16 protein-coding genes are annotated in these 21,192 nt (G+C 34.3%); 7 read left to right on the forward strand and 9 right to left on the reverse strand.

Going from position 1 to position 21,192, the window contains the following annotated elements:
- Positions 1–4: 4 nt before the first annotated feature.
- The 6 genes from QF004_RS09810 to QF004_RS09835 all read left to right on the forward strand — a co-directional run bounded on the left by QF004_RS09810 (position 5) and on the right by QF004_RS09835 (position 5,535).
- Entirely contained in the window at positions 5–1,237 is a 1,233-nt protein-coding gene (locus tag QF004_RS09810) for an ABC-three component system protein (protein WP_307425662.1), read from the forward strand.
- A complete protein-coding gene (locus QF004_RS09815; RefSeq protein ID WP_307425665.1) occupies positions 1,234–1,680 on the forward strand; it encodes a three component ABC system middle component in 447 nt (148 codons plus the stop codon). The genes QF004_RS09810 and QF004_RS09815 overlap by 4 nt, the downstream gene beginning before the upstream one ends.
- Positions 1,677–3,533, forward strand: coding sequence for a DUF3732 domain-containing protein (locus QF004_RS09820; RefSeq protein WP_307425668.1), 1,857 nt, complete (start codon positions 1,677–1,679; stop codon positions 3,531–3,533). The genes QF004_RS09815 and QF004_RS09820 overlap by 4 nt, the downstream gene beginning before the upstream one ends.
- Before the next feature lie 2 nt (positions 3,534–3,535).
- Complete coding sequence (locus QF004_RS09825) at positions 3,536–4,573, forward strand: nucleoid-associated protein (protein WP_307425671.1); 1,038 nt, start codon at positions 3,536–3,538, stop codon at positions 4,571–4,573.
- A gap of 161 nt (positions 4,574–4,734) precedes the next feature.
- Positions 4,735–5,301, forward strand: coding sequence for a hypothetical protein (locus QF004_RS09830; RefSeq protein ID WP_307425673.1), 567 nt, complete (start codon positions 4,735–4,737; stop codon positions 5,299–5,301).
- Positions 5,302–5,337: 36 nt separating this feature from the next.
- Positions 5,338–5,535, forward strand: coding sequence for a hypothetical protein (locus QF004_RS09835; RefSeq protein WP_307425676.1), 198 nt, complete (start codon positions 5,338–5,340; stop codon positions 5,533–5,535).
- A 1-nt stretch (position 5,536) separates the two neighbouring features.
- Here QF004_RS09835 and QF004_RS09840 read toward each other — a convergent pair whose 3' ends face one another.
- Positions 5,537–6,499, reverse strand: a complete 963-nt coding sequence (locus tag QF004_RS09840; protein WP_307425678.1) for an HNH endonuclease — start codon at positions 6,497–6,499, stop codon at positions 5,537–5,539.
- Between the two features lie 717 nt (positions 6,500–7,216).
- Here QF004_RS09840 and QF004_RS09845 point away from each other — a divergent pair.
- Positions 7,217–7,417, forward strand: a complete 201-nt coding sequence (locus QF004_RS09845; protein ID WP_307425681.1) for a hypothetical protein — start codon at positions 7,217–7,219, stop codon at positions 7,415–7,417.
- Positions 7,418–7,524: 107 nt separating this feature from the next.
- Here the strand turns inward: QF004_RS09845 and QF004_RS09850 are convergent, their stop codons facing one another.
- The 8 genes from QF004_RS09850 to QF004_RS09885 form a co-directional block, all read right to left on the reverse strand.
- Entirely contained in the window at positions 7,525–8,088 is a 564-nt protein-coding gene (locus QF004_RS09850; RefSeq protein WP_307425684.1) for a DNA-directed RNA polymerase subunit alpha C-terminal domain-containing protein, read from the reverse strand.
- A gap of 325 nt (positions 8,089–8,413) precedes the next feature.
- Positions 8,414–8,929 (reverse strand): hypothetical protein, encoded by a 516-nt coding sequence (locus QF004_RS09855; protein WP_307425687.1) that lies wholly within the window; start codon positions 8,927–8,929, stop codon positions 8,414–8,416.
- Entirely contained in the window at positions 8,926–12,543 is a 3,618-nt protein-coding gene (locus QF004_RS09860; protein WP_307425690.1) for a DUF6443 domain-containing protein, read from the reverse strand. The genes QF004_RS09855 and QF004_RS09860 overlap by 4 nt, the downstream gene beginning before the upstream one ends.
- An 8-nt stretch (positions 12,544–12,551) precedes the next feature.
- Complete coding sequence (locus QF004_RS09865; RefSeq protein ID WP_307425691.1) at positions 12,552–12,752, reverse strand: hypothetical protein; 201 nt, start codon at positions 12,750–12,752, stop codon at positions 12,552–12,554.
- Positions 12,730–15,849 (reverse strand): hypothetical protein, encoded by a 3,120-nt coding sequence (locus QF004_RS09870; protein ID WP_307425694.1) that lies wholly within the window; start codon positions 15,847–15,849, stop codon positions 12,730–12,732. The genes QF004_RS09865 and QF004_RS09870 overlap by 23 nt, the downstream gene beginning before the upstream one ends.
- Positions 15,846–17,513 carry a T9SS type A sorting domain-containing protein gene (locus QF004_RS09875; protein WP_307425697.1) on the reverse strand — a complete coding sequence of 556 codons (1,668 nt, stop codon included), beginning with the start codon at positions 17,511–17,513 and terminating at the stop codon, positions 15,846–15,848. The genes QF004_RS09870 and QF004_RS09875 overlap by 4 nt, the downstream gene beginning before the upstream one ends.
- A gap of 44 nt (positions 17,514–17,557) precedes the next feature.
- Positions 17,558–20,557, reverse strand: coding sequence for a hypothetical protein (locus tag QF004_RS09880; protein WP_307425700.1), 3,000 nt, complete (start codon positions 20,555–20,557; stop codon positions 17,558–17,560).
- 158 nt (positions 20,558–20,715) lie between these two features.
- On the reverse strand, positions 20,716–21,192 hold a 477-nt coding region (locus QF004_RS09885; RefSeq protein WP_307425703.1), incomplete at its 5' end, for an integrase core domain-containing protein.

A 21,192-nucleotide genomic window follows, 5' to 3' on the forward strand; every position in this document is an offset into this window, starting at 1 on the left:
GTGTATGGCTGAAACAAAAACGATACAAGAACAACATACTGCTGGACCACAAGCAATAGGATTTGACTACCAATTCTATTACTTTATGTTTTTAGCCCTTGACCTTAAATTCGGGCAAAAGATTGGATTTGAAGTTAAAGATGATGTGCATATTGATAAAGAAGATGGAACAACAATTTTATATCAGGCAAAACATACAATCTTAAAAAATGCTAAAGGCAATCCACAGAATTTAACTGATTTGGATACTGATTTATGGAAGACGCTAAGCAATTGGGTTGATTTTGTTAATGCAGATAAAAGTTCTGATTTTCTTAAAAAACACACATTCATTTTAGTAACAAATAAGAGTGAAAGTAACAATGATTTTATAGCTTCACTTAATACATTCAAAGCAGATAATAATTTTGATAACATAAAGTCTAAAATAAAGGAACTAGAAACCAAAACTAAGGACGAAACACTCAAAGGATATTTAAAAAAAGTTGCCAAACTAAGTAAAAGTAAACTTGAGCTATTTTTAAAGAAATTGTCGATAGAAACAGGCGAGGATGAAATTATTGATAAGATTAAGAATAGAATACTTGAGAAATACTATCAAGAAAACTTAGTTGAGCCAATCTTTGAAAAATTTTCATCTGAATTAAATTTATCAAAGTACTTAGATATAAAGGCTGGTGGAAAATTTGAAATATCCGGAGATGATTTCGGAAAACGTTTTGGAAAATGTTTTAAGGTTGCGACTGAAATTCGCCCATTACCTAAAAGAGAATTTCCTGTTTTATTACCTGATAATTTGGAAAGTCAAATTTTTATCAAGCAATTACTTGATATAGGCGAAATACAAACAGGTTCAAATGATATTAGAAATTACACTACTCAAATGTTGAAATTTTTAAATCATTTTACTTATTGGTCTGAGGAAGAGAATTTCATTTTACTTACAGATATAGAAGAATTTAAAAATAATAGTATTCAAATATGGATAACTGAATTTAAAGCAAAATACAGACAAATTGAACGTCAAATAAATAATGGTTCTGCTATTGAGGATTTAGAAGATGATATTAAAAACTTAGGCGTTGATTTAGTTGACTGTATCAGAAAACAAGACTTATCAATCCCTGGGTTTTCAGCTTTAGGTATTGAATTTAGCAATGGACATTACTACGCTCTATCAGATAAACTTGAAATCGGATGGCATTTTGATTGGGGCAATAAATACAAAAAGGAATGAAAGAAATCTACTATGTATACAATAACGAAGCAATTTCAAGTTGCATTTTCTTATTGATATTGAATAAAATTGATACGTTGGATATTGCTCGTTCCTGTTTGGTTTTGCCATTCTTATTGGATGATAGAACAGTTAGTTATTTATCCAAAAACAAAAGTGCTGAATTGGAGGATATGATAAAAGAGCAGTCAAGATTATTTACATCGTTCAATAAAAGGTATTTATCACTATTACCAGTTACAATTAATTCTTTGACAATATTAAATGCAAGCAATCAAATAAGTATAGGAAATGAAATAGTGGCGACTACTTTATTAGATTCAGAAGATAAAATTTTAGGCGACAGATTTAATAAAATTCAGGAAGTTATTCCAACTTTTGTATCAATGATAGAAAAACATTCTACCATTCAACTTTACAAAATCTTAAAAGTACAATTATGAAATTTATACTTCACGAAATGAAGCTTTGGTTTAAGGATGAAAAAACTGACCCTAAAAGCTATCAATTTTTACCCAATAAAGTAAATGTCATTACAGGTGATTCAACTACCGGCAAAACAAGTTTCTGGAATATTATTGACTATTGCCTTTTATCTGGTAAAGTAACGATTCCGACTGAAATTATCGACAAGGTTTTATGGTTTGGAATTCGTTTTAACATAAATGACAAGGAAATATCGGTAGTTCGAAAAACGCCAAGTAATGGTTCTGTTTCCTCAGATGTTTTTTTTCATTTAGGTGGTTTTCCTAATAAACCCGTGAGTAATAAAGAAATAGCTGAAATAAAGGCAATCTTAGATGAAGAATTTGGTATTAGTGAGAATTTAAGATTTCCATTTGGAAAAGGATTAGGCAAAACAACTTTCAATATTTCGTATAGACATTTTTTACTTTTCAATTCATTAACGCAAACTATTATCGATGCACCAGAAACGTATTTTGATACTACATTTTATGGTAAGGATGAATATGATAAAGCATTAAGTCATATTTTCGACTTAGTTATTGGCGTTAATGATGTTGAGAATATTAAAGCCATTGACCGTTTACAGGAAATTGAAAATGGGTTAAAGACAATTCAAAAGCAGGAAAAGGGTAATCAAAATAAAATCAACAATTTTGAAAAGGAAATATTCAACTTGATTGAAAAGTGCAAAACATACAATTTTATTGAATATTCTGACTCTTTCGATAATGTAGATAAGGCAATATTGACAATTAAAGACATTATTTCCAATACAAAAAAGGTGGCAGAAAATTCAAAATTGTTTTCAGAAATTAATGTTCTGTACAAAAGTAAAAGTGAATTACAAGCACATCTTAATACCATAAATCAATATCAAAGAGAATATGATTTATATAAAAAGAACTTGAACAAATCTGCTGATAGCCTGCAACCTATAGAGTTTTTAAACCAAAAACTGTCAGACCAATTAGTAGATTCATATGAAACAAAACTATTTGTAGAGTCCTTAGAATCTTCATTGAAAAATATTAAAGCTAATCTTTCCAAGAAAATAGCAGAACCCTTAAAAGTTACAGGTGATGTGAAGGGATTACGAGTACAAATTCAGGAAATTGACAAACAAATCACCCAACTTAACAAGATTAAGCAAAATTATCAATCAGAAGGAGAAAAGTTTATTGTACTTGGAGAAATCAAGTATGCGTACGAACAAATTTTAAAAAGAGAAGTAATTAAGCCTATTGATACAATCAAACTGAATAGCTTGAATGAAGAAAAAGAAAGATTATTAAAAATCCCACAAGAAACCTCACAAATAAAATTTTCAATGAAAACACTATTAAACCAGAGTATTCAGCGAAATTTCAACCAATTAAGCTCTTTGGCAAAATATAATTATAGTAGAGTAGAATTCAATAGTGAAAAAATGATTTTACAACTAATTCCTGAGGGACAATTGTTTGCATTAGATAACGTTGGAAGTGCTTCAAACTATATGTTTATGCATTTATGTCTTTATTTAGGTTTACACGAACACGTATTAAATATTGAACAAGACCATATACCAGAATTTTTATTTATTGACCAACCAAGTACACCATATTACGAAGGAAAAAATGATGATAAAACAAAGTTAATTGACGCTTTTAAATTACTGAATTCGTTTGTTGATTATATTAAAGTTGAAAAAAAGAAAAATTTTCAAATTATTATGGTAGAACACGCATCAAAAGAATACTGGATAGATAACAACTTATCATACTTTCATACTGTAGATGAATTTATAGACGGAAAAGGATTAATTCCAAATGAAATTTACAATAACTAACTATGCAAAATATAACATTAGGAGAAATTAATAAATTTATAGTCCATTCTGTTGGCAATAAAAATAGTGGAGATGGTGTGCGTTTTTCTGATATATTGACTGATTTTAATAGAATTGAACGACATATTAAGCAATTGGTAAACAATAGTTTTAAATATGATGAGTTGTATCAATTCTTTTTTCTTCCAAATTTGGAACTTAACCCTGTTTATCAATTCGTAAGTTCTATTTTTAAAAACAAAGAATCATTTATTGAACAATCACAAAATGCAGGTCGATATTTGTACGATAAGAGTACTCATCCACAAATAAAAAGTGGGGAGTTATGTATAATCTACTTCAATGATTGCAAAATAAATGATGAAGTGGTTGACTGTATTGGAATATTTAAATCTGAAAACAAAGACACTGTACTTAAAGTAAATAATAAAGAAAATGGATTTGAGTTGACTGATGAGAAAGGAATAAACACAAATAAATTAGATAAGGGATGCCTAATCTTTAATATTGAAAAAGAGAATGGATTTTTAATTTCTGTCGTTGACAATACTAACAGAAGTTCGGAAGCTCAGTATTGGAAAGATGATTTTTTAGGAATTCAGCCAATTAAAAATGATTATCATCAAACAAATCAATTCTTAGGCATTACTAAACAATTTGTAACGCAACAATTATCAGAAGACTTTGAAGTTTCAAAAACCGATCAAATTGATTACCTCAACCGTTCAGTTGACTATTTTAAAAAACACGAAACTTTCGACAAAGAAGAGTTTGAAACGGCAGTTTTTGCCGACAGTAATGTAATAGAATCATTCCGAAAATTTGACCAAACTTATCGAGAAGAAAATGAAGTAGAACTTTCAGACAACTTTGAAATATCTGCCCAAGCAGTGAAAAAGCAAGCAAGAGTTTTCAAAAACATTTTAAAGCTTGACAAAAACTTTGATATATACATTCACGGAAACAGAGAATTAATTGAAAAGGGGATTGAGAAAGATGGTAGGAAATATTATAAAATTTATTATGAAGAAGAAAAGTAATATATTGTAAGGTTTCAACGAGACATGGTATTGCAACGCTGAAAAATGATATTTATATTTTCAGACCCGTTGATGAAGATGATGAATTTTACTATCTGCAAAATGGGGAAAAGCATGCTATTGAAAAAGGCATCTGCAGGAATATTGTGAATTCTAATAAATTGAGCAGAATTAAGAGTTTACAACAATTGCGTGAAAAGGTTATTTTTCCCTATGCTATGAATGGGAAAGCGGATATTATACAGGAGAATGAGCTTCAAGAGAAATTCCCACATGCTTACAAATATCTGCAACATAAGAAAGAAATTCTTGAGACAAGGGATAAGGGTAAAGCCCTGGATTATGAACACTGGTATGCATTTGGGCGTACGCAGTCTCTTGAAAAGATGATGCACAAACTTTTCTTTCCTAAATTTTCTGATGTTACGCCTTCTTTTTTAGCCAATGATGATGAAAATCTCATGTTTTATAATGGTTTGGCTTTAATCGGTGATAATGCAAATGATTTGGAAATTGTACGCAAAATAATGGAGTCGGATATTTTCTGGTATTATATAAAAAGTACGAGTAAGCCTTATTCGGGCAGTTATTATTCTTTAAACAGCACCTATATTAATAATTTTGGGGTATGTGAGCTTGACGATCGTGAGAAAGAATTTTTAATTAAAGAAGACAATAAGGTTTTGTTGAAGGAGTTTTTCGAAGAAAAGTATAAAGTTTCGATTTAACAATTTGTAGGATACTTTTTACTTATTTTTGCACATATGATGTCAAAACGAAAAATAGAAATAAAACACAACAAAGAGTACGGCCGCTATGAATTGTGGGAGATTATTTATAATCCGAAAGACAAACTCTATCCCGTAAGCTGGACTTTTTTCTACAATTTCAGTACCTGCAGAAAAACTGTTGAATACATGGCTAAAAAGCAGTTTCCGGATTTGGATCACACTTTTCTATAATTTAAAAGCCAAAACGCCTTCGGTGATGAGACAGATTCTCTAATGTGGGATGGTGCATACTGTCGAACGGCAGCAAGATATTTTTTCCCTCAAACTGCGCCAGATTATATACGGACGGGTTTTCTATAAAATTTTTGTTTAGTAGAACGGTATAGTGATCGGACACAGAGATCAGGCCTCTGTCAAAAGCCCGGTGTACATTAGGGCATAATGCAATACCGTTGGTCAGCGTATCGTTATACCCTTCAGAGAAAGGCACAATATGACAGGCATCGATCATGGAAACAGCGGTCAATGCATCAATCCGCATTCCTGAAACCGCGCAGGTATTGTTGTAAATTTTTGGGATTTCTCTTTTAAAAAGACCACTGCGTACAAATACTTCCTCCTGAAAAGTGTTTTCATCAACCTGCTTTTTCAGTTCCAGAATTTTACGCCGGTATTCTTCTCCGGATTCATTCAGAATGGACGGGGACGGAAGCCCATCGCTGCTGAACATTTTTAAATTCATCTTGGTCTCCGGGAAATACTGCTCTAACACCGCATTTTTAAGAATAGCTCTGCCTGCAGGATCTGCAAGTACTGCCGCCAGATTTGGATCGATCATGGCAAAGTTGACAGCTGCGTTTAAATTGTTTAAACTCCGCATCGGACTTTTGGAAGCGATCCACTGTTCGCACCCCACGTTAGCAATAAGAGTCCAGAACGGCTCAGAATTCATGTGGTAAAAGGGCAGTGCAAAGATCGGATGATGATTCGTTACCACCAGTTTCGACCAGATCGATTTGAACGCAGCGACCAATTCCGGCAGAATACAAATCTGATGATCAGTATAAATCTTCTCTTCAAATAACTGGATGATGCTCAGAAGCAGAACCGGTTTGTGTGGAGCACCGCCGTTTTTGGCATCTCTTTTTAAATTGGTAAAGTAGTGAAGATAATAAGGCAACTGTTGGTTTAACATTGTTTTGCGGAAATAGATAGTACAAAAGTATTGATTTTCCGGTTCTGACGGTATGGAGGATTTCAAAGATAAAAAATAAAGGATTTTTAAAACTTCCGGAAGATGGCAATCTTTTTTAATTTTTTAATGAACGATCCGCTCTACTCCACTCCCCACGTTTGTATCATGTAGTTCGTTAAAAAACCCACAACCGCCCGCAAATAGCAAAAACAGTGAATAAGAGGTGTAGTAAGTTGCTTTAGACATATTTGTAAATATCGGATCGTCTTAGGGGAAAGTGGGTAGAAACAACTTTGAAAGTGGGGACACTTTCCCGCTAAAAACCGATCCTTTTTGAGTATTTCATTATATTCTTCTCCCCTTCGGTGTTGAAAAAACAACAATAATAATCCAATTGCTGCGCCGCCTCTGCGTCGAACTGTAGGAGTATCAAAAACCTGCTTTCAACTTTTCTGTCATGTAATAAACAGCTGAGTCAAATATAATAATTTCTTCCTGATTATCAAAAACCCTACATTTTTCTGGATATTTCGGGTAAATACACCTCCCATAACTCTGCGGGCTAGAGTTTCGCATGCGACACCGTGCCTAAGAAAAGCCGCTTCGTACACCGTACTTATCAAATGAAGGACTATAAAAATCACGGTACTACCTGATCCCTACCGAAAGAAATTCATTTTGTTTTCAAACCTTTGTTCAGCAAAGAAAAACAAAAAGATGAAACCTAGAATCACCCGCCTCTGCATCTACCCGAAAGACATTCAGCGCATCACAGGAAAAAGCGAAAGATACAGCCGTGACCTCATCCGTAAAATAAAAAAAGAACTAAACAAATCTGAGCATCAGGTTCTAACTGTAGAAGAATTCTCCAGCTACATGGGAATTCCATGCCAATCCATCTGGGAACTCATTAATTAATATCATTTGCGGGGAGTCCAGTACCGAAGCAAACTAACCCTCCACTAGAGTAGGGGTTCACTGCAAAAACATGACCAATATCCAACCATCACCAAATCAGCATATTCTTATCTCCTATTATTTCGGCTTTTATAGTAATACTTCTTTTTGTGCTTTTGAAACCCTTTAAAATAAGATTCTAAATGCTCGAACTCAATAAATTCGATCAACTCATTCATACTGCTCCGACCAAAACCGCGATAGTTTAGAAACTCAGGTATTGGAGAATTAGTCAGATCTCGTACAGTACTAATATCTAGATTATACAGCACATTGTATAAACGGCAACTTAACGGGAAACTGCTATCCTTAAGTTTTTTGCTTAAGACAGCATTACGCCGCCTTTTCTCGGCGAGCACGAGGTGATACCTCCTTCTTTTTTGCTTTCTCCAATAGGCTTGCTGAACTTTACTTAATTGTTTATCTAAAGAATGCACGACCAAAAGCAATCGTTGATACATAGTGAGAATATCATCTTTCTCAATTCCGTATTCCGCACTCAATTCCTCCACAGAAGCGCTTTGTTCGACAAGTCGCCAGAGAATCACATGCTCCTTCTCCCAAGCCTTTCGATATATCTTGAGAAAAATGGTATTTCTGCGAACAGTATTTTTATGATTGATCCATTTCATAACTGGAAATATATACTTACCTAAAAACAAGAACGTTATAAAGATAAAACAAAAAATTGCAACAGGAAAACATTATCTTCGAGACGAACATCTCCTAATTCTCGATGAACTGGCGCAGGGTTTCCTCGACCTCGTAGATAAACAGTTTGATAAGTAATAACATAACAAAGCCAACTCCTAAAAGTTGGATTTGTTATTTCTGTAGATACGAGCGTGACGCTCGCACCAGCGGGGGGGGGGGGCGGGAGCAGGGGCATATATAAATAATAACCAGAATAATTGGTTTTACCCGTGTTACGATCATAATAATTATCTCCAGTATTTTCTATTTTACAATGTTTTCTATAATTGGAATTGTGTATTCTATTTTATTTTTGAAAATTTTGCTTAAATCTCCTTTATACTTTTTTTCAAAAAAATACTTTTCATCATGACTGGTTATCTTATAAACAATGCCTTTCAAATAATCCGGAGAAAAATTGTCATTGTCATTGATCCTAATTTGAAATGGCTTCAATGCCTTTTTCAATTCAAAAATTTTATAATTAGGGGTTGTCTCCTCAGTAATTACGATTCTATTGCTATTAATTTTAAAGTACCCGATTTTCTTAGCATTAGTAGTAACTTTAAATTTCTCTTTATCAAGGCTAACCACAATCAAGGAATCATTTCTCTGAAAAAGATAATAAATACTATCGTTTGCGGTTTGTTTATCATTTTTCATTTCTCTAATAGAATTATCAATAACATTGTATGTCTCTTCGTGAACAAAAGGACTATTTTTGTTTTGTTTTGAACAACCTATAAGTGCTAAAAAGGATATTAAAATTAATTTTTTCATTTGGCAAGGTTATTTAAATTTAATCTTAAAATCTTACCCAAATTACTCGTTGATATTTTTTGAGAAGGATTGCTTGTCGTACCAGATGGTTTGGATTGATATTGCCATAATTGCATACTACCTTTATTAGGGGCATATAACATATAATAATTAGGATAATTTGTACTTCCAGTTCTATTCTTATATTCAATATTTTTATAATAAGCAGATGAGTAATCATCATCTAAATCTGATGAATTAGAAGGCTGATTAAGATTTTTATGTGAATGTATTCCATATAAAAATTTAGAAGCAGATTGATAAAAGAAATCCGAAGGTAACGAATCGTCATCGTGACCTGTAAACACGGTATAAGAAGTATCTTTGCCAGACTTAAATGCACCAATTCCCCATTCAACATTGGAATTTTTAGCAGCAAATGAAAATACATTTCCTGCATCAGTTACATTTTTAGTCCTACCAAAATTTATTCCATCTGGATAATTAGAACTTGGGACGCTTTTATTAGCCAAATCTCCTATAACAGAGCTATCTGAAGCTTTTTCTTTTTGTACTGTTACACTTTTTGACGAATCAACATTTCCTTTGTCATCCGTTGCATATAAAGTATCTGATGTAGCTTCTGTTTTTTGAAGCAATTCAACCGATCCATCTTGATTTAGTTTGTAATCATCCAAATTCATTCCATTAGGGTCTGTAAAATAAATTGGATTATTACCTCCATAATTATAAGTTGACATTGGTTGATACATTTCCGCCAGCGGATCAACACCCCCCCATCTTCCGATATCCGGCATGTACATCCTTGCGCCGTAATCATACATCCCGGTCTCTTGAAGTTCCTTGCCGTTGTACTTGTAATTCTTATACGTTGTCGAAGGACTGTATTGTGAACCACTAAAAGCATTTTCTGTAACAAAACTGAGACCGAAAGGATAATAATTATTTGTATCTTCAATATCTATTTTATCTTCGCTGCTATTGTAGCTGTAACTTCGCCTTACATTTCCTAAATGATCTTTGTATTGGTAAATATACTTAAAATTTTCAAAATCATAAAATCCTTCTGCAGTTGGGAAAAAGTTGGGCGAAGACTGTTGTGTTGCAGGCGGACGAATGGGATTAATTACCCGATCTGCAAGTGCGAAAGTTTCTTCCTGACCTGCTGTTATCGCTTCTCTGGTTGGTTGGTCATCTATACTTAGGGCATCTCTTAGTCTTTCCGTATATCTAGAAGTGTAAACAAAACCATCAATATAATCAGTGTCAATCGTTTCACCGTTAATTGCATAGTTTTTATGAACTTTCACCCCGTCTGCACGGTAAATATTGTTGGTTGGAAATCCATTTTGCACGATGGTTTCCAGGAGATTCAGATAATTGTAAACAATATTTTGAGTAATCCCTTTGTCGGGAAAAGTTTTCATATTGCCATTGGCATCGTAGGTAATGGGTAATATTCCATTTCCTTTGTATCCTAAATCATTGTTTTTTAAATCATTGATACTGATAACCCTATTGCTTAAACCACTATTGTCATAAGTATACTGCAATTCATCAATCATGGTTCCGAAGGTGGTAGAAGCCTGTGTTTGGGCAAATCTTTTTAACTCTGTAATATTCCCATTGAGGTCGTATTTGAGTTCTTCATTGAAGAATTTACTGTCACTGGTTCCGGTAGTACCCACTGTTTTATAATCTGCTTTCAGCAAACGATTAAGCCCGTCGTAGGAATAATCATATCTGCTTGAAGTAGGTGAACCGAAAGTCCAATCGACTTCCGAGATGTTCCCGTTGAATCTTTTTAATGCGGGATCAGTGGCATCATCATATCTGATTTTGTAGGAAAACAATTTGTCAATATTGAGGGTTTTATCCTGATCATGATTGAGGTTAATCCCGGTGAGCCAACCTCTGATATTGTAATCGTAATTAATCGATTGAAGAGGAGCGGCATATCCGGAACCATTCCCTGTTGCACCTACCTTTTTAGATTTCAGGGTGCCGATTTCATTGTATTCGTTTTGCGCCAGAAGTTCTTTCGGAGTTTTACCAATAACTTCATGATAGTGTTTTACAAGACGGTTCTGATTGTCGTATTCGAAATTCTCTTCAATAACTACCGGAAGTTCATTAGCAAGTTTTCTATGATAGGTTTTAATTTTTTGTACTACACCGGTAAAATCCAGTTTGGAATGAACCACGGTGCTTCCTCCCAAATGATTGATGCTGTGACTGGCAATGCTTCTTCCTTTTCTATCATAAAAGGTGTAGTTTTTCGTCCAGCTATCATCATTGATATTTTTCACAAAGGAAGCCAAAGGCAGTGATTTGGTTGATAAAGTACTGGTGCCATAACTATCCTCAAGGATGGCTTCTCCGAAAATTTTATTTTGAGTTGGGAAAAGGGTTTCCACAGGATAGGTGTCATAATAGTTGACGGATAAAACCGTTTCCAAATACGGAAAATAAGAATTTGCATAAAAAATTTGCATTCCGTTTTTGGTAAATCCTATAGCATCGGGTTGTTCTGTAATTATAAGATTTCCAATCATGGTCTGCATTCCTGCTCTATCAATTCCTGCAACAATGCCGGTATAAATAACCCTTCCAAATTGATCATATTTTGTGAAAAGCCATTTATTTGTTGGGTTCATAATGGCATCTTGGGTAAAAATAAGGCGGTCTGCTTTATCATACACCATAAATTCCCAACCTTTTCCAGGAAGTTTTTTTTCTACGAGCCTGCCTCTGCCGTCATATTTATATTGGTAACAAAGATTTTCCAGTATAGTCTGCGATACATTTCCGACAGCAACTGCCTTAGGTGGAATTACAAAGGCTAGCTGGTTGTAATCGTTGTAAACGTAATAAGTATCCGCATAAATATTTCTGTCTATTCGGCTTATGTCTTGCGGAATGAGTGCGCCTGCTATTTTTCTTAAGAGAAGAGTTTGACCCAGTCCGTTTTTGTATTCTATGGTGGTGTTTCCGTCCTCATCCGTAATCCTGTTTCGATACAAAGTACTGGCAGGATAGACACCATTTAACGTAATCGTAGAAGCAAAGGTTGCATAATCAAATGTAGCAACATAGCGTTTTACTTCAGTTCCGTTGGTTTCATAGGAGAATTCCGTTTTTTTAGAATTGCTTTTCCATGCATCACCGGGACCGTATTGTTCCTGTATTCTGTCTAACGGAGAGTTTTCCAGGATTTTCTCAGAGAAGGCATTGCCGCCTAAACCTACAGATGGACTGGAATAATAGGCGTTGGCAGCAGATTCATCAATGATTCCTGCATGAATTCCCTTATCGGTTGATTGCACCGGAACGGGGAAAATATCTAAAGTTTGCCTCCCAAAGCCATCATATTTGATCGGAGTTACCAAATCTTGACCACTTGGCGTACCTTTTACGATGATGCTTTGCTTTGGTCTTCCCAAACCGTCGAAATAAGTGACACTTTCCATCGCCGGTTTTTGTAGGGTATCACCTGTTTTTGAAAGATAGGTTTTGCTATAGACGTAATTTTCTGTCTGGGTGAGCTGCGCTTGTGATAAACCTGTTCCCATCATCAGGGCAACAAGATACTTGAGTAGATGTTTTGTTCTCATATAGATGATTAAGGTTTATAGTGGTATTGGTATTCTTTCAGAACATTTCCATTGCTGTCCCTGACTTCTTTAAGCCTATTGGCGGCATCGTAAAAATAATACTCCCTGAGTCCGGATGGCGGTGTAATGCTGCGTACTCCGATTAATGGATCATAGGTGTAGGTTGTAATTTGGAAGCCTGATAATTCAGTTTTTTTTTCTGAACGCATCGAGTTTATCTATTAAATCTTGTTCGGAAACATTGCTACCCACGGATGCATCGGTGTTGGAGTAATTTACAATATCTGCGATATGGTCAGATACTTGCGCATAGTTTGCTCCTTCAATTTTAGCAATAGGCTGGGATTGGTCATAACCCCAGATGATGGATGTGGAAACACCTGCTTTTGTAGTGTATTGAAGAAGATTGCCTTTGTTGTCGTATAAGTCGTAAGTGATTTCAGTTTCTTTGACTTCTCCGACAGGTGGAATTAATGTATTAATCGTAGGTACTAAAGTTGATTTAACAGAAAGGGGCAATAACAAATTTCCTGCTTGGGTTGTGGGAAAATTATTTTGATCCGGATAAATAGTTTCTACTTTTGACAAAGCAAGATTATTCTTAAAAGTAGTCGTCTCTAAAGGTATTCCCACCATATTCGCCTCAACTAATTTTTGATTATCTTTTTCTTGAGCATATCGATATTTCGTTTCATGGGTGGTGAGATCAGGAAAAGTAACTTTCTGACTGGTCAGCTGATAGTGGGCCGGATTGTTGTAGAAATTTTCGATGGTTGTTAATAAAGGAATACCATTTAAATACTCAATTGATGTAGTTAAAGTTGGATTATAGAATCCATAGTAGTTTTCATAGAATCCGTATGAAATATTAATTAACGGTTCTTCCCCTATTAAAGGATTATATGTGAAATTTTTCTTAAATACATAACTTTTGTTATTTTTCAACTGGCTATTATTATATTCAATATTTTTTTTTGAATATAATTTAAATAATCCTTCTTCAAATTTATACAAATTTTCTTCTTTTAATAAATTCGATTTAATTTCTCCATTATTGGTATTCGGAACAAATAAAATTGGAACTTGAGTCGCAAAATAGGGTGCTTGATTTTCTATATAAGAATAATTTCGCTCAATTGCACTTTTATTTTCAATAACTTCCGTGGTGTAAGTGTAAAACGGTTTATTATTTCTGTTATTAAAAATAGGTAAAATACTACTATGTGTAGCGGTGTAAGAATCCACAATTTCTGTACTCGGAAAACCGGTACTTGGTGAACAAAATATAGAAGCTTTTGTTTTTTGCGCAAATACAGTTGGTTCATTATAGTACACGAAAGACGTACTCAGACTTTCTATCTCGGTAAGTTTATTATAATAAAATTTTCTAGTATAACTATCTCCTTCAATATTTGAATCAATTACAGAAGAGACTCTGCTCCCTCCGAAATATATTGGTTTAATACTCATTGAATCCCGTTTATTATATTTAAAAAATATGTCGCCTTTTACATTTCCAAATCTTGATGATACAGAATATTGAACTTTATACTCATGACCAGCTGATGTAGGAATTATGTGATTATTTGAAAGTTCTTCGGCAAAAAATGGTAAGGAAATGTTATGGTTTGTGGGACTAACAAGATTGTTACTACCAGGTATATTTTCTTTAATTATTAGAGAGTGAATGTCACGGGTACTATCTGGCTCCCCACAATTTCCTTGATCATTAAAAAAAGCATTTCCATCAAATTCAATAAAACTGCCATTAGATACGAATGTAAAACTTGCAGTAGGATTGTTGTATAAAGGATAACATTTATTAAATTCCGCACTTAGATGATTGGTTGTTTTTACAGACTCATTTACTAGTTCCATGCTAGAATTTGGTTCGTAAAATATTTCAGAAATTCCTTTGGTTGGATGAATTATTTTTTTCAAATTACCAATTGAAGATAATTGTGGATTAATTTTTTTATTTGCGGAAAATATTGATTGTGGAATTAAAGTAAAAGATTTAAAAATTCCAAAATTGTTATCATCTTCGATAATAGGAAAGGCAGAAATGTTTCCCGCTCCGTTTGCATAACCATAATAATCTGAATTTAAACTAAATCGTGCGGGCAGCAATTCTAAATTAATATATTCAAAAACAGTATTATATTCTTTTTTAAAATCATTTATCAACTTCAAAAAATGCCTGCTCCTAGTACTACTTTCATATAACGGGAATTTAAAGTACGTTTCAGCAAGCATCACTATGGGGTCATAATATTCAAAATTATATTGATTATTTAATCTTCCATTCGTTTTCACTTCTATTGATGTCAGAAGATTATTTCCAGTATTGGTATTAATTAAATCTTTTCTTTGTTTATTATAATTAAACTTTATTTCAACATCGTTTTCAGATATCATACTTAATTTAGGTTTAACGGAAGTACTTCTCGAATTAGAAATATCTACTTCACTATATGTCATTCCTCCTGGCCCATAAGGCATTGGGCAGTTCGGCATAATATTAAAGTCTGCATTTACCGCTGCGTAATATGACAAGTTCTCAAGTGTATAAATTAAATTAACCAATTTTTTATCCGCTGTTTCTACTTTATATAAAAACCATCCTGTAACTGCTCTTCTTTCAGCACCTCTGTCTACATACGTAGTAATTTCTATATTAGAAGTGGAGTCTCCAAAATAATATAGATTTCCATATTTATCTGTTAATTTGAATTGCAAAAGTTTTCCATATCCAGTAACTTGTGCATTTTTATCGAAAATTTCGATTTTTATTTTATCTTTCGATTCAATAAAAACATTTAAATCTTTATCAATGTAAAAAGAGCCATTAATTCCATTAGAAATGGAGAAATTAAACCAATCATATTCTGTATCAATATTGTTGTTCGTCTCAGCTGCTACTAGAATTTGCGCATGATCTGTAACTTCATTTACAGAGCTCGGTTTCCAATTTATATTATTTTCATCGGTTCTATCTTTAACAACCCTAGAAATAACTCCACCCGCATTTAATTGCCAAGACATTCCTGTACTCGAACCAATATCATCAACTTTCACTCCGCTTGTATAATTCAAAACGACAGGGATTTTTGAACTATTATCTACAGGATATTGATAAGTAAATTCACCAGTTGAACTGGGTTCATAGCTAATCCTGCTATTTGCGAAAGTTTCTTGGGAAGGAACAATAATGTCAGGTAAATTCTTAGTATAGTTCTCAGGAAATTGTGCAAAAAATATCTGTGTGAAGCATAATAAGATCCATATAATAAATTTTTTCATCATTTTTTCACAATTTTAATATTCACAATCTTCTTTTCCGTCCTCGCGCTCACCACATAAATTCCCTGAGGAAAAGCACCTGTATTAATTTTCGTCACGTTATTTTTCGTTTTTATATTTTGAATTAATCTTCCCGTCATATCATGTAGCGTAATCTCAGCCTCACCATTAAACTCAAACCCAATCTCCACATAGCAATAATCCTCCACGGGATTCGGGTAAATACGGATGTCCTGTTTTTCAATGAGGTTATCCAGATCTTTGTCTCCAAGTTTTAGAATCTTCCAGTTCTCTTCTCCCAATTCATCAGCGCTCGTTCCTGCCAAAAGAAAAGTTCCATCGTTCTGCAGTTTTGCAGAAACCAAACGTTCTTCTTTCTTTTTAGATTTTCCTTCCACGTATTTGCGCCATTCTTCTTTTCCGTCTTTATCAATATAAAACATACAGAATTTTTCATCGTCCTGCGTTTTTCTATCTTCCGCCTGGGTATAACCGCCAACTAAAAACCCTTTGGTCTTATTTTCTTTGTCCTTAATCGCGTCCATACTCATCAGGAGGTCGCGATTACCAAAATTATAAGAATATTGAGCATTCTCGCTTCCGTCTTCATTCAGGGCAATCAGCCACAGGTCAGTTCCTTCTTTCAAAGACTGCCTTTTGTTTCCGGATGATTCTGAACGGCTTTCTCCTCCGATCATATATCCGTTTTCAGTAAAAGAGACTTGGCGCAGATGGTCATCATTTTTTCCACCGAAATTCTGTTCCCATTCCACTTTTCCCGACCGGTCTAGTTTTACGATCCAGTAGTCGCCTGTGCCGTAATTCTCAGTCTGTTTTCCATAAAAATCAACATCAACCGGTTTTGGCTGATTAGGATTTTGGGTATTGTTTTGTGAATTTGAAGGGTTTTGAAGCAGTTGAGAACTAATCATTTCTTTTTTCTTTCCACTATAGATTCCGCTATACGAATAGATTCCTAACAGGCATCCGCCGTCTTTGGTTGGGATTACTTTTTCAACTTCATCCCGATCACTACCTCCCAAAACTTTTTGATAGATTAATTTTCCGTTTTTGTCAAGTTTAGAAAGCAGCACATCCGTTCCTCCGAATCCTTGTGAGGAAAGATTGGCATTTCCTGCGATAACATAACCCAGATCCATGGTCTGGATAACCGAACGGGCTTCATCCCCATATTGGGTACCAATGGTTTTTTGCCATTCTTCCTCTCCATTTTCATTAATCTTAATGATCCAAATATCCGATCTGCCAAACGATTTTTCTTTCTTATCGATTCCCAAAGTGGAATAAGAAGTCCCCGCCAATAAAAAACCACCTTCTTTGGTCGCAGTGGTTGCAGCTAAATAGTCGTGTCGGTTTCCTGAAAAGTATTTTTCCCAAACTTGCTGACCCTGCTGGTTGAGTTTCATGACATGAAAATCATAACCGTTGTTTTGAGATGATGCTCCGTCAGAACTTACCGAGGATATTTTGGAAGGCTGTATCGAACTCCCCGAAACAAGGTATTGTCCATCAATCGTAATGGAAAGTTGGGTGAGAAAATCCTGGGTAGAGGATTTGATGTCTTTTTGCCATAAGGTTTTGGTTTCTTGTCCGGAAACCGAGAGTATGCCGAAAAGAAATATTACTCCGATGTAGAGTTTTGTCATAGGTTGGTTTTTAGGTGTTTTTTTATTCTGATGACTTTTACTTATCAGTGCTTATAATTATATTCAAATTGCTTCAGGATATTGCCGCTAATATCTTTTACTTCCTTAAGCCTGTTGGCGGTATCGTAAATATAAACTTCACGGATTCCGTTTGGTGGCGTGATGCTTTTTACACCAATCAACGGATCATACGTATAGGTAGTGATTTGGAAATTTGCTAATTCGGTTCTTTTTCTAAACGCATCAAGTTTGTCAATTAAATCCTGTTCGGAAATATCGCTTCCCACGGATGCATCGGTGTTTGAATAATTGACAATATCTGTGATAAAGCCAGATACTTGTGCATAGGTTGCTCCTTCTATTTTTGCAACGGGCTGGGTATCGTTATAGCCCCAGATAATTGCTGCCGAAGTACCAATACCATTGACATCGGGTTTTAAGACATATTCCAGCAAATTACCGCTGTTGTCATATTTGGTGTATTTTACTTCGGTGGTTGGAGTGGACGGATTTTGCAAATCATAACTTACTGTCAAATCTGGTAAAATATGTTCTTTTCCAACTATGGTTTTTTTCTGATAATTAATTCCTGTTTTGGAAATGGTTTTGCCATTTTTCAGAACAGTTGTTTCCAAAGGAATACCAACCATATTTGACTCAATCATGTCTGTTTTACCTTTCTCGTGGGCGTATTGATAAGAGGTTTCATGTATGCTTAAATCAGGGAATGTGGTTTTTTGTGAGGTAATCTGGTAGTTTAAATTAGAATATTGATTATTGATAGTCATTTCCAATATTTGATTAGAAATTTTTTCCTTAGTTACTATTGATGTTGGGTTATAAAAACCATATTGGTTCTCGTAATAACCATATGATATATTTCTTAGTGGATCTTCACCAGGCTGTGGATAATAAGTGAAATTTTCTCTAAAAACATAACTTTTCAAACTTTTTATCTTGTTAAAATCGTAATTATAAATTGTGTTAATTGATTTGTTATATGTTCCGTTTTCAAATTTATAAATGTTTTCTTCTAATAATAAATTAGATTTCAGCTCACCGGAATTGGTATCAGGTATATCATAAATCATTGGTAAATGCCCGATATATGAGTCTTGATTTGGTTCATATGAAAACTTTTTTTCTACTGCGCTTTTATTCTCTATAATTTCCGTTACATACCAATAAAGAATATTATTACTTCTATAATTAAAAAGTGGGAATATACTATTTTGATACGCACTATACACATTCAGAATTTGTATTTCCGGAAACGTATTTCCTGTACTGCAAGACTTTGAGGTTTCGCGGATTTCTGCCATAATACTTGCAGTATTAGACTCTGCTACTGATGTTTTACCACTTGAAATATCTGAAAGCGGGCTATAGTAATAATTTTTCGTATAAGAATCTCCTTCGCCATCCGATTCTTTTATTGAAGAAACCCTGTTTCCTCCAAAATAAACAAATTGTTTTGTAGGAGTTTTTTGTTTCAAGCAGAAACTTACCCAACCTGTTACTCCACCAAATCTCGTAGATACAGAATACTCTACTTTGTATTCATGATCTTTTACAGTATTTACAGGAGACTCATAATTGCTATCAAAAGCCTCTGCAATTGGACGAGATCTCGAATATACGATCTTAACAGGAGTTAAAGATAGGTCGGTTATTACTAATTTATGAGTATCGTGAATAGGATCTGCATTATTACATACATCAACATCATCAGTATAAGCTTCGCCATTAAATTTAATGGCACCGCCCGGCGAAATAAATGTGACATTATTTACAGGATTGTCGACAGCAGGGTTACATTTATTATTTGCAGAACTTAGATACTTGCTTACACATACTTCATTGTCCACCCACTCCATGCTCGAATTGGGTTCATAAAACATTTCGGAAAACCCTTTTGTAGCGTGCGTAATTTTCTTAAGGTTTCCAGCAGATGCCAGTAGGGGATTAACTTTCCTATCGGCGGAAAGCACCAATGTTGAGGGGTGAAATCTGTCAAAAATTCCAAAATTATTATCATTCGCTACGGCCGGAAATGGAGAAAAATTTCCTTTTCCATTTGGAAATCCGTAGTAATCTGAACTTAAACTAAATCTTGCGGGTAATTTATCTAGATCATAATACTCAAATTCCGTTTTCGTATTCTGATTCAATTTTGAAATGGACTTAAGAAAATGTCTGTTGGTAGTCGTTCTCTCGTCGTAGGGAATTCCATAGTAAGTAGCAGCAGGTGTTTTTAATACACCAAAATACTCAAAATAATAACTTTCGATCAACCTGTTATTGTTCTTTATTGCAATAGAAGTAAGGAGATTATTTCCCGAACTATTGTTGAATACATCCCTCCGTTCCTTTCCATATACAAAACTAATTTCAGTTCCCTCTTCAGCGATACTGATTAATTTAGGCTTCTCCGAAAGAATTGTAGATTTAGATTTTAAAACATCACTATAAGTATATGAACCCAACGAAGATGAGGGATCCAAGCAATTTTGCTGAAAACTAAATCCTGCATTTAAAGATGTATAATAAGATATAATTTCAGTAGAATAAGTAAAGATTATTTGTTTGTTTTGAGGTGTGACAAACTTGTATAAATACCATCCTGTTACAGCACGTTTATCAGTCCCTTTTTGGTTATATAGCGTTTTTTCGGTATTTACTTCCGAACCACCAAAATAATATTGATTTCCGTATTTGTCCGTAATTTTAAATTCTAAGAGTTTTCCAAATGCGGAAGGAGGCGCATCTTTCTCTGTAATTTCGATTTTTAATTTATCCTTTGATTCTACATAAGCATTCAAGGCCATATCTATGTAAAAACTACCAGACAAACCATTGGATAATGAAAAATTGAACCAATCATACTCGGTATCTGTCGCATTTCCTGACCTGGCAGCTTCTTTGATCTGTAGTAAATCTGTAGTTTCGTTAACAGTGTCGTGCTTCCAGTTGACATGATTTTCATCTGTTTCATCTTTTACAACCCTGGATATTACGCCGCCCGCACTTAACTGCCATGACATTCCTGCCAATCCCTGAATAGTGTTGACTTGTTTTTATATAATTATTTTCATGGTCGTTGTTGAATGTGGCTGTTAAAATGTGGGTAAATTTTAAGTGCAATCATTTCTAAATTTATCCATATTTTAATAGCTTTCCACATTGGGTAACCTCTTTTTTTTTACGGCTCATTATTATCATAGATGGTGATAATGGGTTGGGATGAAAATCCCTTTTCCTGCCATCTTCTTTCAAATTCTACAGGCGATAACCGGCCAAGGTTATTGTGTGGTCGGCGGTTATTATATTGATTAACCGCTCGCTTTGTAAATTTCTTCAACTGTTCAAAGTTCATGGGTTTCCATCGATCCAGATATTCTTCTTTTATGGTCTTGTTTATCCGCTCTGCATATGCATTATCCTGTGCGGACAAGGCCATGCTTATCTGGGTAGCCCCTTCTTTCAGCAACTTGACATATTCTTTATAAATGTATTGCCCTCCTCTGTCCGAGTGATGGATTTTAGGAAAACAATGGTCTCTTACCGCCATTTTCAAGGCTTCAACATTCGCGGTTGCCCTCATATTATTGGATATTTTGTATCCTGTAATCTTTTTCGTGTATACATCAATGATGAAAACTGCGTAATAAAACCTATC

Origin of the sequence: Chryseobacterium sp. MDT2-18 (assembly GCF_030815285.1) — a bacterium.
Classification (GTDB): domain Bacteria; phylum Bacteroidota; class Bacteroidia; order Flavobacteriales; family Weeksellaceae; genus Kaistella; species Kaistella salivictor.

What these genes read in the sequence shown, in the direction of transcription:
- QF004_RS09810 (WP_307425662.1), top strand. Translation starts at nt 5, where the DNA reads ATGGCTGAAACAAAAACGATACAAGAACAACATACTGCTGGACCACAA.
- QF004_RS09815 (WP_307425665.1), top strand. Translation starts at nt 1,234, where the DNA reads ATGAAAGAAATCTACTATGTATACAATAACGAAGCAATTTCAAGTTGC.
- QF004_RS09820 (WP_307425668.1), top strand. Translation starts at nt 1,677, where the DNA reads ATGAAATTTATACTTCACGAAATGAAGCTTTGGTTTAAGGATGAAAAA.
- QF004_RS09825 (WP_307425671.1), top strand. Translation starts at nt 3,536, where the DNA reads ATGCAAAATATAACATTAGGAGAAATTAATAAATTTATAGTCCATTCT.
- QF004_RS09835 (WP_307425676.1), top strand. Translation starts at nt 5,338, where the DNA reads ATGATGTCAAAACGAAAAATAGAAATAAAACACAACAAAGAGTACGGC.
- QF004_RS09840 (WP_307425678.1), bottom strand. Translation starts at nt 6,499, where the DNA reads ATGTTAAACCAACAGTTGCCTTATTATCTTCACTACTTTACCAATTTA.
- QF004_RS09845 (WP_307425681.1), top strand. Translation starts at nt 7,217, where the DNA reads ATGAAACCTAGAATCACCCGCCTCTGCATCTACCCGAAAGACATTCAG.
- QF004_RS09850 (WP_307425684.1), bottom strand. Translation starts at nt 8,088, where the DNA reads ATGAAATGGATCAATCATAAAAATACTGTTCGCAGAAATACCATTTTT.
- QF004_RS09855 (WP_307425687.1), bottom strand. Translation starts at nt 8,929, where the DNA reads ATGAAAAAATTAATTTTAATATCCTTTTTAGCACTTATAGGTTGTTCA.
- QF004_RS09860 (WP_307425690.1), bottom strand. Translation starts at nt 12,543, where the DNA reads ATGAGAACAAAACATCTACTCAAGTATCTTGTTGCCCTGATGATGGGA.
- QF004_RS09865 (WP_307425691.1), bottom strand. Translation starts at nt 12,752, where the DNA reads ATGCGTTCAGAAAAAAAAACTGAATTATCAGGCTTCCAAATTACAACC.
- QF004_RS09870 (WP_307425694.1), bottom strand. Translation starts at nt 15,849, where the DNA reads ATGATGAAAAAATTTATTATATGGATCTTATTATGCTTCACACAGATA.
- QF004_RS09875 (WP_307425697.1), bottom strand. Translation starts at nt 17,513, where the DNA reads ATGACAAAACTCTACATCGGAGTAATATTTCTTTTCGGCATACTCTCG.
- QF004_RS09880 (WP_307425700.1), bottom strand. Translation starts at nt 20,557, where the DNA reads ATGTCATGGCAGTTAAGTGCGGGCGGCGTAATATCCAGGGTTGTAAAA.